Origin of the sequence: Winogradskya consettensis (assembly GCF_018332715.1) — a bacterium.
GTDB lineage: Bacteria > Actinomycetota > Actinomycetes > Mycobacteriales > Micromonosporaceae > Actinoplanes > Actinoplanes consettensis.
Map to the genome: position 1 here is coordinate 134,822 of NZ_BOQP01000004.1, position 12,771 is coordinate 147,592.

Here is a 12,771-nt window from a genome sequence, read left to right on the forward strand (position 1 = left end):
CGTGGTGATCCCGGGGCTGCAGGGCCTATGAGGGCAGCGGCTCGTTCGCCACCGCGTGGGCCTCGTCGGCGGGCAGCCCGAACATCCGGAGCAGGTGCTCGGCGAGCTGTTCGGCGACGGGGCCGGCGGCCAGGTCCGGGTCGGCGAGGGCGAGGCGCAGGGTGGCCAGCACCGAGCCGAGGGTCACCGCGACGGCGAGGGGAAGGTTGTCGACCCGGAGCCTGCCGGTCGCGGCGGCCGCCTCGATGTCCCGCTGGATGTACGCCGCCGGCCCCTGCGCGTCGTCCAGATAGGACATCCCGTTGCTGACGAGAATCTGGGCGAATTGCGGCCGCAGCAACGCCCCGCGAACGGACAGCCGGACCGACAGCGCGTACGCCGCCACCGGGTCGCCGAGGTCGCGGTGCAGGTCGTCCAGCGCGGCCCCGACGAGGACGAGGACGTCGGTGACAGCTGCGGCGTACAACTCATCTTTGCTGGTGAAGTGGTTGTAGAAGGACCCGAAGCCCACGTCGGCGCGTTCCGTGATGGCCTCGATGCTGGCCTTCTGCGCGGTGCCGTCGGCGAGCATCCCCCGGGCCGCGTCGATCAGTTTCTGACGGGTCTGCGCCTTGCGCCGCTCGGTCCGGTTCGCGGCGGTGCCGTGCTGCGCGCTCATGGTCACAGCTTACTTATGTTGATTCCCTACAGCTCTGATGATTTCATCAGTTGTATGCGAAACACCGCCATCACGCTCGGCGTCGTCGTGTTCCTGGCCGCGATAGCCCTGGTCACCCTGAAGACCGTCAACGACCGCTACACCGACCCCGGCCAGGCAGAGGTCACCGCGGCGGGCTACGTCGAGAAGACGATCCGGGTGAACGAGGTCGCCCTGAGCTACGTCGAGGGGCCGGACAACGGGCCGCCGCTGGTCCTGCTGCACGCCCAGCACCTGGACTGGTACAGCTACAACCTCGTCCTGCCGGGCCTGGCCAGGTCGTTCCACGTCTTCGACATCGACTACCCGGGGCACGGCGCGACCACCGTCCCGGCCGGCTACCCGATGACCGCTGAGCGGATCGGCACCGACCTCGGCGATTTCATCCGGACAGTGATCAAGGAGCCCGCGTACGTCACCGGCAACTCGTCCGGCGGTCTGCTGGCCACCTGGCTCGCCGCCAACCGCCCGGAGCTCGTCCGGGCCGCCCTGCTGGAGGATCCGCCGCTGTTCTCCGCGGAGCAGCCCCGGATCCAGCAGACGATCGCGTACAAGTCGTTCGTCACGAGCAACCAAGCCGTCCAGGATCACGCCGATGACTTCCTGCTCTACTGGATCAGGGCCAGCAAACCGTTCTTCGACAAGAACGTCGGCCGGGGCTCCGGGGCGGTGCTGACCCGGGCCATCACGTCGTACCGCGGGGCCAACCCCGGCGCACCGGTCGAGATCGGGCTGCTCAGGAACGACACGGTCCGCCAGTTCGTCCGCGGGCTCGACGAGTACGACCCCCGCTTCGGCGCCGCCTTCTACGACGGCACGTTCAACCAGAACTTCGACCACGCCGCCGCACTCGAGAAGATCACCTGCCCGGTGCTGCTCCTCCAGGCCAATTTCGAGGTACGCCCGGACGGCATCCTCGACGGCGCCATGAGCCAGGAAGAAGCGAGCCGGGCGGCATCTCTGCTCCGCAACGGCACGTACCGGCGCGTCGACGCGACCCACGTCGTCCACCTCGACGAGCCCGCCGAGTTCACCGAGCTCCTGACCGGCTTCTTCCTGCGAAACACCGGCAGCTAAGGTACTTCCGCCGTGGTGTTCGGGAAGCCGGTGTGATGCCGGCGCGGCCCTCGCCACTGTGAACGGGATGCCGGCACCACCTGCTAGGTCACTGGGCGTACGCGCCTGGGAAGGCCGGTTGCCGGCGCACCACCCGTCAGCCAGGAGACCGGCCACGGCACCGAGACGACCCGTCCACGAGGTGCTGGAAGGCGGTCCCCATGCGCGTGCGCGCTGTGCGGTCCCCACTGTCCTGGCGCGCTGCCGCGCCGCTGTCCGTCCTGCTCGTCGCGCTGTCCGCGTGCGGCGCCGCACCCGATGACCCCGAACCACCCGCCGGCGCAGCGACCTCGGTCAGCAACTGCGGGGTCGCCGTGCCCACCGCCACCCCGCCCGCCCGGATCTTTGCTGCTTTCCACAACGGCATCGAGGCCGTGTACGCCCTCGGCGCCGGCGACAAACTCGTCGGCGCGGCCTACCTCGACAATCCGCTACTGCCCGAATACACCGCACAGTTCCACCCCGACCAGCAGAAACCGGCGTACTACCCGGAGGAGTACCCCAGCCGCGAAGAGGTCCTCCGACTCGATCCGGACTTCGTCGTGTCCGGCTTCACCGGCGCGTTCACCGGCGAGGGCCTCGGCACCCGCGCCGAGCTGCGGAAGATCGGCATCGGCTCGTACCTGTTCACGCAGTACTGCCCGACGGCCGACGGTGAGGGCCAGAAGTCCCTGGCCGACAACGACGTGTCCCTCGACAGCGTCTACGCCGACCTCACCGATCTCGGCCGCGTCCTCGGCGCCCCCACGCAGGCGGACGCGCTCGTGACCCGCATGAAGCAGACCGTCGCGGACGTCGAGGGCAAGCTCGCCGGGGTGCGGCGGCCGCGGGTCGCGATGCTCAACCGGCCCGGCAACGGCGAGCTGCGCGTGTTCGGCACCCACGACGTCGCCACCACGATCATCGAGAAGGCCGGTGGCACCCAGGCGTTCGACGACGTCCCGGGCCGGCTGACCCGGATCGGCACCGAGGAGCTGATCAAACGCAGACCCGACGTGATCGTGGTTCCCGCGTGCTGCGGCGCGGACGTCGGCCCCGACGACGCCCAGAGCGTGATCGACGCGTTGAGGGCCGACCCCGCGCTGGCCAACGTGCCCGCCATCACGAACAACAGGGTGTACGCCGTGACGTTCGCCGAGATCACCCCCGGTGTCCGCAACGCCGGCGCGGTGGCGAACCTCGCGAAGCTGCTGCACCCGGAGCGGTTCTGAGCAGGCGCGCCTTCGGGTTGCTCGCGGCCGTCGCCGTGCTGGCGGTGGCCGCGGCCGGCTCGGTCCTGATCGGCAACGAGACGATCGGCGTACGCGCGGCGCTCGGCACGTGGCTGCACCCCGACGGCTCCGACGTGCAGCGGATCGTGGAATACCTGCGGGTGCCCCGCACCCTCGCGGGGATCCTCGCCGGTGCCGCGCTCGGCGTCGCCGGCGGGCTGCTGCAGGGCCTGACCCGCAACGCCCTCGCCGGGCCCGAGGTGCTCGGGGTGAACGCGGGCGCGGCGCTGAGCGTGGTGCTGGGCATCGCGGTGTTCGGCGTGGACAGCTTCGGCGGCTGGATCTGGTTCTCCTTCGCCGGCGCCGCCGTCACCGGGACAGCGGTGTTCGTCCTGGGATCGCTGGGCCGCGGCGGGACCTCGCCGGTGAAGCTCGCGCTGGCCGGGGCGGCCGCAACGGCGATGCTCGGCGGGCTCACCACGGCGATCACGCTGCTGGACCTCACCACGTTCAACGCCTACCGCTACTGGTCGGTGGGGGCACTCACCTCGGCCGACTCCGCGGTGATCCGGACCGCGCTGCCGTTCCTCGCCGTCGGTGCGGTGCTCGCCGCGGCGTCGGCGCGGGCGCTCGACGCCTTCGCGCTGGGCGACGACCTGGCGCGATCCCTCGGTCACGGCCTGGCTGCCGGTCGCGCGACCGCGGCACTGGCCGTCGTGGTCCTCGCCGGGACCGCGGTGGCCCTGGCCGGCCCGATCGCGTTCGTCGGGCTCACGGTGCCGCACATGGCACGGGCACTCGTCGGCCCGGCACACCGCTGGCTGCTCGCGTACTCCGCGGTCCTCGCCCCCATCGTGCTGCTGGGCGCCGACATCCTCGGCCGGATCGTCGCCAGGCCCCAGGAACTGCAGGCAGGGATCGTCACGGCGATCGCGGGGGCACCCTTCTTCATCATCCTGGTACGCCGCCGCAAGCTGGCCGAGCTGTGAGAACGCGATGGGTACGCGGAGAGCCCCGAGCCGCCGTCGTCACCGTCCTCGCCGTCCTCGTGGCATCCGCCGCCCTGGTCACCTCCGTGTCCCTGGGCGACTACCCCCTCCCGCTCACCGACGTCCTCTCGGTGCTGGGCGGCGGTGAGGGCGCGACCCGGCGCAGCGCGTACGTGATCCTGCAGCTCCGTCTCCCCCGCGCCCTCGGTGCGATCGCCGTAGGGGCAGCGTTCGGCCTGTCCGGGGCGATCGTGCAGCGGGTCGTGCGCAACCCCCTCGCCAGCCCGGACATCGTCGGCATCAACGCGGGAGCCGCCACGGTCGCCGTGTTCCTGATCGTGGTGTTCGCGGCCGGCCCCCGCACGGTCGCCGCCGGAGCCCTGGCCGGGGCGCTGGTGACGGCCGCCGCGATCTACCTGCTGTCGCGGCGCCGGGGCGTCACGGGCTACCGGCTCGTCCTGGTCGGCATCGGCGTCACGGCCATGCTGTCCTCGGTGACCGCGTACCTGCTCAACACCGCGAACGTCTACACCGCGCAGCAGGCCTCGATCTGGCTCACCGGCAGCCTCGCCGGGCGGTCCTGGGCCGACGTCGCGCCGGTCCTGATCGCCGTCGCGGCTCTGCTCCCGGTGGCGTTACGGCTGGCCGCTCCGCTGCGGGCCCTGGAACTCGGCGACGACCTCGCCCGGGCTCTGGGCACCCGCGTCGAACCCGCGCGGGCGGGACTGCTCGTGACAGCCGTAGCCCTAGCCGCGGTGGCGACGGCGGCGGCCGGGCCGATCGCGTTCGTCGCCCTCGCCGCACCCCGGATCGCCCGCCGCCTGGTCCGCGAACGCGGGCTCGCCCTGGTCCCGTCGGCGGCGGTCGGCGCCGCGCTGCTGGCGCTCGCGGATCTCGCCGCGCGCCGGGCCCTCGCACCCGTCGAGCTGCCCGTCGGGGTGCTGACCACCGTGCTCGGCGCACCCCTGCTCATCGGGCTGCTCGCCACCGCCAACCGCATCGGAAGAGCTGGATAACCGTGGTACTTCTGCCGCCCCGTGCAGCTGCGGCGCAGGTCAGCCGGACCGGCCGGGTGACGGGCGGGTAGGGTCTCGCCGACGCGGCCGGAGATCGACTCCGCTGCTCGCCGCACGAAGAAGGGACCCTGCCGTGGCTGACGTCCAGCAGGCGACACCGCACCGGCACGACAGCGTGCGACTCGCAGTGATCGTCGGCGCACTGGGTGTGGTTTTCGGTGACATCGGGACCAGCCCGATCTACACGTTGCAGACCGTGTTCAGCCCGGACGACCCGCACCCCGTCCCGGTCAGCGCGGACAACGTGTACGGCGTGGTGTCGCTCATCTTCTGGTCCGTGATGATCATCATCACCGTGACCTACATGCTGCTCGCCCTGCGCATCGACAACGACGGCGAGGGCGGCATCATGGCCCTCATCGCGCTGCTGCGCCGCCAGGCCGCCGCCCCGGGCCGCCGGACCGCCGCACTGCTCGCCGCGGTGGGCATCTTCGGCGCCTCCCTGTTCTTCGGCGACAGCATGATCACGCCGGCGATCTCCGTGCTGTCGGCCGTCGAGGGACTCAAGATCGTCCGGCCGTCGTTCGACTCGTGGGTCGTACCGATCACCGCGGTCATCATCGTGGTGCTGTTCACCGTCCAGCGCCGGGGCACGGCCGCCGTCGGCCGCGTCTTCGGACCCGTGATGATCGCTTGGTTCCTGGCCATCGGCGGGCTCGGGATCACCGGCGTCACGACGGAACCGGAGATCCTGAAGGCACTGTCGCCCACCTACGCCGCCGGGTTCCTCGCCGGGCATTTCGGCATCGCGTTCTTCGCCCTCGCCGCCATCGTGCTCGCGGTCACCGGCGCGGAGGCGATCTACGCCGACATGGGCCACTTCGGCCGCCGCTCGATCACCCGCGGCTGGCTGTTCCTCGTGCTGCCGGCCTCCACCCTCAGCTACTTCGGCCAGGGCGCCCTGATCCTCAAGGACCAGGCCAACGTGGACAGTCCGTTCTTCCTGCTCGCACCCGGCTGGGCCCGCCTGCCGCTGGTCCTGCTCGCCACCGCCGCCACCGTGATCGCCTCCCAGGCCGTCATCACCGGGGCGTTCTCGGTCGCCTCCCAGGCCGGCAAGCTGGGCTACCTCCCCCGGCTGCGCATCGCACACACCTCCGATTCGTCCATCGGCCAGATCTACGTGCCGTGGATCAACTGGCTGCTGATGGTCTCCGTCCTCACCCTCGTCTTCGCGTTCCGCAGCTCGGCCGCCCTGGCGTACGCGTTCGGCATGGCCGTGACCGGAACGATCACCATCACCACGCTGCTGAGCCTCTACGTCGCCCGCAAACGCTGGGGCGCCCCGCTCTGGCTGCTCGGCGCCGGTGCGGTCCTGTTGCTTCTGGTCGACCTGCTGTTCGTCGCCGCCAACCTCACCAAGCTGGTGCACGGCGCGTGGCTGCCGCTGGCCATCGCCCTGACCGCGTTCACCCTGATGACGACCTGGCAGCGGGGCCGCCGGATCATCACCGCCGAGCGGGAACGCCTCGAAGGCCCGCTCCGCGAGTTCATCGACCAGGTCCGCGACGGTACGTGTGCCACCCAGCGGGTCCCCGGCACCGCCGTCTTCCTCAACCGCGGCAAGCTCACCGCACCGCTCGCGATGCGGGCCAACGTCGAACACAACCATGTCCGCCACGAACACGTCGTCATCATGTCGCTCGAGACCGAACCCGTGCCCCGGGTCCCGCAGCAGGACCGCATCGTCGTCGACGACCTCGGCTACGCCCACGACGGCATCTTCCACGTCATCGTCCGCTACGGATACCTCGAGGCCCCGGACGTCCCCGCCGCGCTCGCCCTGCTCGACCCCGGGACCACCGAGGGCCAGCTCGACCTCGACGAGGCGTCCTACTTCCTGTCGAAGATCGAACTGCGACCCGGCGACTCCCCGACGATGGCCACCTGGCGCAAGCGGCTGTTCATGGCCACCGCCCATGCCACCGCGGACGCCGCCGACTACTTCGGGCTCCCCCGCGACCGTACGGTCATCATGGGTTCCCGGGTCGAGGTCTGACGGGTCCCTGCCTCAGGTGAGCCAGGTGGTCAGTTGCTGGCCGAGCAGCATCAGGTTGAGGCCGCTGAGCACCGCCACCACGGCGGCCATACCGGCGGTCATGGTCCGGGTGTTGACGTGCTCGCCCATGATGTCGCGGCGGCTGGTGAGCCACAGCAGCGCGCCGAGTGCGAACGGGATGCCGAACGACAGGGTCACCTGGCTCAGCACGAGCGCCTTGGTGGGGTCGAGCCCGGACATCAGCAGTACGACGGCCGGGGTCATGGTGATGGCGCGGCGCAGCCAGGTCGCGATGCGCAGATTCAGGAAGCCGTCCATGATGATCTGACCGGCGGCCGTGCCGACGCTGGACGACGAGATCCCGGAGGCCAGCAGGGCGGCGGCGAACGCGAGGGCGACGCTGCCGCCGATCGTCTCCGCGAACCGGTTGTGGACCTCGCCGAGGCCGATTGCCGGTGTGCCGGGACCGGCGTAGAAGAGCTTCGCGGCGACGGCCAGCATGCTGAGATTGACGAGACCGGCGATGCCCATCGCGATGCCGATGTCGACCCGGGCGAAGTGCAGCATCTTCGTGCGGCAGGTGTCGCCGGCCACCCCGACCCGGTTGCTCATCAGCCCGGAGTGCAGGTAGATGGCGTGCGGCATGACGGTCGCACCGATGATGCCGACCGCAAGAAGCAGGGTGTCGTCGCCGGCGAAGTTCGGGACCAGGCCGCCCAGCACCCCGGTGGCCGACGGCGGAATGCGCAGGGTCGTGTAGAGGAAGCCGGCGCAGATGAGGGCGAGCATCGCACCGACGGCCAGCTCGAACGGCCGGTGCCCGCGACGCTGGAACGCGAGGATCGCAAAGGCGAGGACGGCCGTGATGACCGCGGCCAAGGGCAGGGGCATGCCGAAGAGCAGGTTGAGGCCGATGGCGGCGCCGACGAACTCGGCCAGGTCGGTCGCCATGGCGACGATCTCGGCCTGGCCCCACATGACCCATCGGCTGCGGCGGCCCATCGTGGCGCGGCACAGCTGCGGCAGGCTCTGCCCGGTGACGATGCCGAGCTTCGCGGCGAGGTATTGGATGGGCATGGCGACGACGTTCGCGAGCACCACCACCCAGACCAGCCGGTAGCCGGTGCTGGACCCGGCGGCGAAGTTCGTGGCGAAGTTGCCGGGGTCGAGATAGGCGATCGCCGCGACGAACGCCGGCCCCAGTGCCGTCGCGATGCGCAGGTTCTTCGCCGCCGGGGTGAGCCGCCCGGGGAGGGGCTCGGTGATCAGCGGCGATGGTGATGTCCGGGTCACGAAACTGTCCCTCCTCGGGCGGGTGATGAAGACTGCGCTACAGGTACGGCGTCAGCCGCTGACGCGTACGGCGCCGTTGAGGCCCTTGGGGTAGAAGCCGCCCTTGCTGACCTTGCCCGGGTTCAGGTAGACGATGTTGAGCACCTGTCCGGGCGTACGGCTGTAGGCGATACCGCTCTTGTTCGTCGGGTTGATGTTGGCCCGTCCGTTGGCGGTGATGCCCTGGTCGAGGTCCGTCCTGCCGTCCAGCGAATCGCGCGCGGCGGACAGCTTCGCCACGGTCGCGGCCATGTCCTTCTCGAACAGTGACGTGCGGATGGTCGCCGCGTGGTACGCCTCGACGGCCAGGATGCCGGCCGCGGCCTCCAGGTACGTCTTGTTGGTGATCAGCGGGGCAGCACCCTTGTACGCGGTGACGCCGACATCCTCGAACAGGTACGCCGCCAGCAGGAAGTTGTTCTCGTTGGCGTACGGGTCGAACGTCTCGGTGGCACCGATGACACCGGCGGCGCGGGCCGCCGCCGTGAAGCTGTCCCGGATGTTGATCGCGGGACGCGACACCGCGGCCTTGCCCAGGGCCCCGCGCAGGAAGTTCACGTGCGCGCGCTCGTCGTTCGCGATCTCCTGGGCGTACTGCCGGATCGCGGGGGTGTCGAACTTGACCGCGCGGCCACCGGTCACGCCGCCCCGGGTGCCCTTGCCGGTGGTGAAGTTGTCGGCGAGCCCCTCACCGTTCACGGCGTGCAGGTAGAACTCCGCTTCGAGGTATTCCAGGTTCAGCGCGAAGTTCAGCACCGCCCCATCGCTCGGCGCCGCGGCCGCGGCGGCCGTGGTGGCCTCCTGGGCAGGCGCCGCGACGGCCGGTGAGGTGAGCACGCCGCCACCGACGACTCCGAGCCCGAGAGCGCCGGCGCTCTGCAGGAAGCGGCGGCGGTCCGCCTTGTTCTCGGCACTGCGGCTGATCATTTCCTTGACGAGGGTCTTACCGAACACGGTGAACTCCCTGACAGAAAGACGGGCACGACAAACCGGCCCGGCGTCGGGGACGCGGGGTCGAGGGTCGTGAAAGAGGTCGGCGGAGCTGTCATTCGACGACGGTCGCCGGGCCGCCCCCGGGGTCCGCCGGGGTCACCGGCGGTACGGGTCGGACGGCTTGCAACAGATCAACCAGGCAAACCATAACGAGCGGGGGACGCGCCCAAGGTCGAAAGTGAGAATAAATAGCAACTGCCAACAGTAGGCAGTAAACCCCAGGTCAGGACGGCTCGGCGCAGTCCCCGCAGCGGCCGGCCAGGGTCACGCTGTCGCGGTCGAACTGGAATCCCGTGACAGCCCCGGCTGCGGTCAGCAGCCGGGGCGACCGCGGAGGCGGGGGATCTCCGACTGCAGGCCGCGATCGTCCATCGCCGACCTCACCGCCGCTGCAGCCCGCGTGACCGTGCTCGCTGTCCGCCCGGTCTGCGGCACAGGCCCGCTGTTGTCAGTCGGCGAGCGCTCCCAGGAAATCCTGGGCCCAGCGGTCGATGTCGTGCGCGCGGACCTGGGCACGCATCGGGCGCATCCGTTGCGTCTGCTCGGCGGGGTCGGCGTTCAGGGCGTCGACGAGGGCGCGCTTGATGTCCTCGACGTCGTGCGGGTTGACCTGGAACGCGGTCTCCAGCTCGGCGGCGGCACCGGCGAACTCGCTGAGGACCAGGGCGCCCCGGTCGTCCTCGCGGGCGGCGACGTACTCCTTGGCGACCAGGTTCATGCCGTCGCGCAGTGGGGTGATGACCATGACGTCGGCGGCGAGGTAGAGCGCGACGAGCTCCTCGCGGTTCATCGACTGGAACAGGTAGTGCACCGGGACCTGGCCGACCGCGCCGAACTCGCCGTTGATCCGGCCGACCTCACGCTCGACCCGGGCGCGCAGTTCCTGATATTCCTGGACGCGCATCCGGCTGGGCGTGGCGACCTGGACCAGGACGACATCGTCGTTGGAGACGGTGCCGTCGGCGAGGAGTTCGCCGTACGCCTCTAGCCTCTGCTCGATGCCCTTGGTGTAGTCGAGGCGGTCGACGCCGAGCAGCAGCCGGCGGTCACCACCGAGCTCCTTGCGCATGCGCCGGGCCTCGGCCTGGACGCCGGGGTCGGCGGCGAGCTTCTCCACCTCGGCGACGTCGATCGAGATCGGGAACGCCCTGGCGGTGACGGTGCGGCCATCGTGGACGACGTGATCCTCCTGCGGATCCAGTCCGAGCAGGCGCCCGGTCAGCTGCAGGAAATTCTGCGCGGCGAGCGGGCGCTGGAAGCCGACCAGGTCCGCGCCGAGGAGTCCACGCAGCAGTTCGGCACGACGGGGCAGCTGCATGAACAGCTCCACCGGCGGGAACGGGATGTGCAGGAAGAACCCGATCCGCAGGTCGGGCCGCCGCTCGCGCAGCATCGCCGGCACCAGCATCAGCTGGTAGTCGTGCACCCACACCGTGCCGCCGGGCGCGGCCAGCTCCGCGGCGGCCTCGGCGAACCGGCGGTTGACGGCTTCGTAGGCCTGGCGCCACGGCCGGCGGTGGGTCGGCTGCTCGACAGCGTCGTGGAACAGCGGCCAGATGGTCCCGTTGGACTGCCCCTCGTAGTAACGATCGACATCGTCGGCGCTCAACCCCACCGGGTGCAGGTGCATCCCGTCGCTGTCGAACGGCTCGGGTGCGTCGCCGGGCTGACCGGTCCACCCCACCCACGCCCCGCCGTGACTGCGCACGATCGGCTGTAGCGCGCTGACCAGCCCGCCCGGGCTGCGCGCCCAGCTGCGGCTCCCATCGGCGGCCACCACCTCGTCGACCGGCAGGCGGTTGGCGACCACGACGAACTCGTACGTCTCGTTCACAGCGATGTCCTCACCTCCTGCAGATACCGCGCGCTCCACGCGCCGAAACCCAGCACGACCGGTAGGTTGTGTGCAATTAAGTTGTGCACAATTTAATTGTGCACAACCCAACGGCGCGTCCGCCGGTGCGTCACAGGGCGAACAGCAAGGCGGCGCTGATCAGTACGGTCACCGCAGTCGCGAAGTGGATGCCGAAGGCGACCGCCTTGGTGCCACCGTGCCGCAGGACGATCACCGTGTCTCCCAGTGGCGCCAGGGCGACGAGCAGCATGAACCACGCCTCCGCCTGCACCCCGGCGAACGCCAGCAGCGCCAGCCCGACCAGCCCGTAGGTGAGGTCACGGACGCCCTTGACCGCCAGGAACGCGTCACCCTTGCCCGGCTCGACCGGGACGCCGTAACCCGCCGCGGCCGCGTGCGGCACCAGGAGGAACCTGACGCCGATGAAGATGATGAAGAGGTTGAGCGCGATGGCGAGGCCGTAGGCGACCGTCTCGAGCATGATGACTCCTTTGCTAGCACCGCTAGAATATATTGCGACACTAACATGGCGCCGACAGCCCGGCTAGTGCCGCTAGGATTCCTGTCATGCCGATTCAGGAGCGCCGGGTACGCGAACGCATGGAGCGGGAGCGGTTGATCATCGACACCGCCCGTCAGATGGCCGAGGCCGAGGGCTGGGACGCCGTCACCACCCGCCGGCTCGCGGAACGCATCGAATACAGCCAGCCGGTGCTCTACAGCCACTTCAAGGGCAAGGACGCCATCATGGCCGCCGTGGCACTCCAGGGCTTCGCCGAGATGGCCGCCGAGCTACGCGCGGCCCGGACCGGATCCACGGACCCGCAAACGTCGCTCGCCGGGGTGGCCGCGGCCTACGCCCACTTCGCCGAGACCAGGCCCGTCCTGTACGAGGCCATGTTCACCAGCGCCGTCGACCTGACGTTCGCCAGCCCGGACACACCGCCCGAACTGCGCGAGGGCTTCGGCGAGATCCGCGAGGCGGTCCGCCCGCTCGTCGGCGACGACGACCTCGAAGTGCGCACCGAGGTCTTCTGGGCCAGCCTCCACGGCCTCATGACCCTCACCCGCTCAGGCCGCCTGCGCCCCGAGGACCACGACCGGCGCCTGGCCGTCCTGCTCCACCGCTTCAGCGATTAGGCCGAGCCAGAATCCCTGCCGGGCGTTACATACGGGCTTTGAGTACGTCGACTTCGCAGCCCGGCGCGAACGGGTCGAAGCCGTGGGCGGCGAGCCAGCGGACGTTGAGCAGACCGCGCAGCGACCACCAGGCACGAATAGCAGCCGTGTCGGCGGCGTGGCCGTAGCCGGCGAGGACGTCGGCGAGGCGGTCCTCGTGCCCCAGGGTCAGCGTGGCGAGATCTGGCGCATCGTGCAGGGTGCGGACGGCCTCGGCTTCGGCGTCCAGGCGCGCCGGATCGCCGTCCACCTCGAGAAAGACGTCGCCGACGCGCAGCGTCACCCGCTCGCAATGAGCAACCACGACATGCACATCGTCCATGC

12 protein-coding genes and 1 riboswitch are annotated in these 12,771 nt (G+C 70.3%); of the genes, 6 read left to right on the forward strand and 6 right to left on the reverse strand.

Annotated features, from left to right (window positions below):
• Window positions 1–25: 25 nt before the first annotated feature.
• The gene (locus Aco04nite_RS04370) at window positions 26–658 is read right to left on the reverse strand and encodes a TetR/AcrR family transcriptional regulator (protein ID WP_212995861.1); all 633 of its coding nucleotides are present in this window, start codon (window positions 656–658) and stop codon (window positions 26–28) included.
• A gap of 54 nt (window positions 659–712) precedes the next feature.
• On the opposite strand from Aco04nite_RS04370, the gene Aco04nite_RS04375 reads away from it, so the two are divergent.
• The 5 genes from Aco04nite_RS04375 (at window position 713) to Aco04nite_RS04395 (ending at window position 7,088) form a co-directional block, all read left to right on the forward strand.
• Window positions 713–1,774, forward strand: coding sequence for an alpha/beta fold hydrolase (locus Aco04nite_RS04375; RefSeq protein ID WP_212995862.1), 1,062 nt, complete (start codon window positions 713–715; stop codon window positions 1,772–1,774).
• Window positions 1,771–1,945, forward strand: a riboswitch (cobalamin riboswitch). It overlaps the preceding gene by 4 nt.
• Window positions 1,946–1,974: 29 nt before the next feature.
• Complete coding sequence (locus Aco04nite_RS04380; RefSeq protein ID WP_244875741.1) at window positions 1,975–3,024, forward strand: ABC transporter substrate-binding protein; 1,050 nt, start codon at window positions 1,975–1,977, stop codon at window positions 3,022–3,024.
• 17 nt (window positions 3,025–3,041) lie between these two features.
• Window positions 3,042–4,013: a FecCD family ABC transporter permease gene (locus Aco04nite_RS04385; protein ID WP_244875742.1), complete on the forward strand. Its 972-nt coding sequence runs from the start codon at window positions 3,042–3,044 to the stop codon at window positions 4,011–4,013.
• Window positions 4,010–5,029: a FecCD family ABC transporter permease gene (locus tag Aco04nite_RS04390; protein WP_212995863.1), complete on the forward strand. Its 1,020-nt coding sequence runs from the start codon at window positions 4,010–4,012 to the stop codon at window positions 5,027–5,029. The genes Aco04nite_RS04385 and Aco04nite_RS04390 overlap by 4 nt, the downstream gene beginning before the upstream one ends.
• A 133-nt stretch (window positions 5,030–5,162) precedes the next feature.
• Window positions 5,163–7,088, forward strand: a complete 1,926-nt coding sequence (locus Aco04nite_RS04395) for a potassium transporter Kup (protein ID WP_212995864.1) — start codon at window positions 5,163–5,165, stop codon at window positions 7,086–7,088.
• 12 nt (window positions 7,089–7,100) lie between these two features.
• On the opposite strand, the gene Aco04nite_RS04400 is transcribed toward Aco04nite_RS04395, so the two are convergent.
• The 4 genes from Aco04nite_RS04400 to Aco04nite_RS04415 all read right to left on the reverse strand — a co-directional run bounded on the left by Aco04nite_RS04400 (window position 7,101) and on the right by Aco04nite_RS04415 (window position 11,749).
• Window positions 7,101–8,381 (reverse strand): Nramp family divalent metal transporter, encoded by a 1,281-nt coding sequence (locus Aco04nite_RS04400; RefSeq protein ID WP_244875743.1) that lies wholly within the window; start codon window positions 8,379–8,381, stop codon window positions 7,101–7,103.
• 51 nt (window positions 8,382–8,432) lie between these two features.
• A complete protein-coding gene (locus tag Aco04nite_RS04405) occupies window positions 8,433–9,374 on the reverse strand; it encodes a ferritin-like domain-containing protein (protein ID WP_244875744.1) in 942 nt (313 codons plus the stop codon).
• A gap of 487 nt (window positions 9,375–9,861) precedes the next feature.
• Window positions 9,862–11,247, reverse strand: coding sequence for an alpha,alpha-trehalose-phosphate synthase (UDP-forming) (locus tag Aco04nite_RS04410; protein ID WP_244875745.1), 1,386 nt, complete (start codon window positions 11,245–11,247; stop codon window positions 9,862–9,864).
• A 130-nt stretch (window positions 11,248–11,377) separates the two neighbouring features.
• Window positions 11,378–11,749 (reverse strand): DUF4267 domain-containing protein, encoded by a 372-nt coding sequence (locus Aco04nite_RS04415; RefSeq protein WP_212995865.1) that lies wholly within the window; start codon window positions 11,747–11,749, stop codon window positions 11,378–11,380.
• A gap of 86 nt (window positions 11,750–11,835) precedes the next feature.
• Between Aco04nite_RS04415 and Aco04nite_RS04420 the strand changes: the two genes are divergently transcribed.
• Window positions 11,836–12,408 carry a TetR/AcrR family transcriptional regulator gene (locus Aco04nite_RS04420; RefSeq protein ID WP_212995866.1) on the forward strand — a complete coding sequence of 191 codons (573 nt, stop codon included), beginning with the start codon at window positions 11,836–11,838 and terminating at the stop codon, window positions 12,406–12,408.
• A gap of 25 nt (window positions 12,409–12,433) precedes the next feature.
• Here Aco04nite_RS04420 and Aco04nite_RS04425 read toward each other — a convergent pair whose 3' ends face one another.
• Window positions 12,434–12,769 (reverse strand): hypothetical protein, encoded by a 336-nt coding sequence (locus Aco04nite_RS04425; protein WP_212995867.1) that lies wholly within the window; start codon window positions 12,767–12,769, stop codon window positions 12,434–12,436.
• Between the last annotated feature and the right edge of the window lie 2 nt (window positions 12,770–12,771).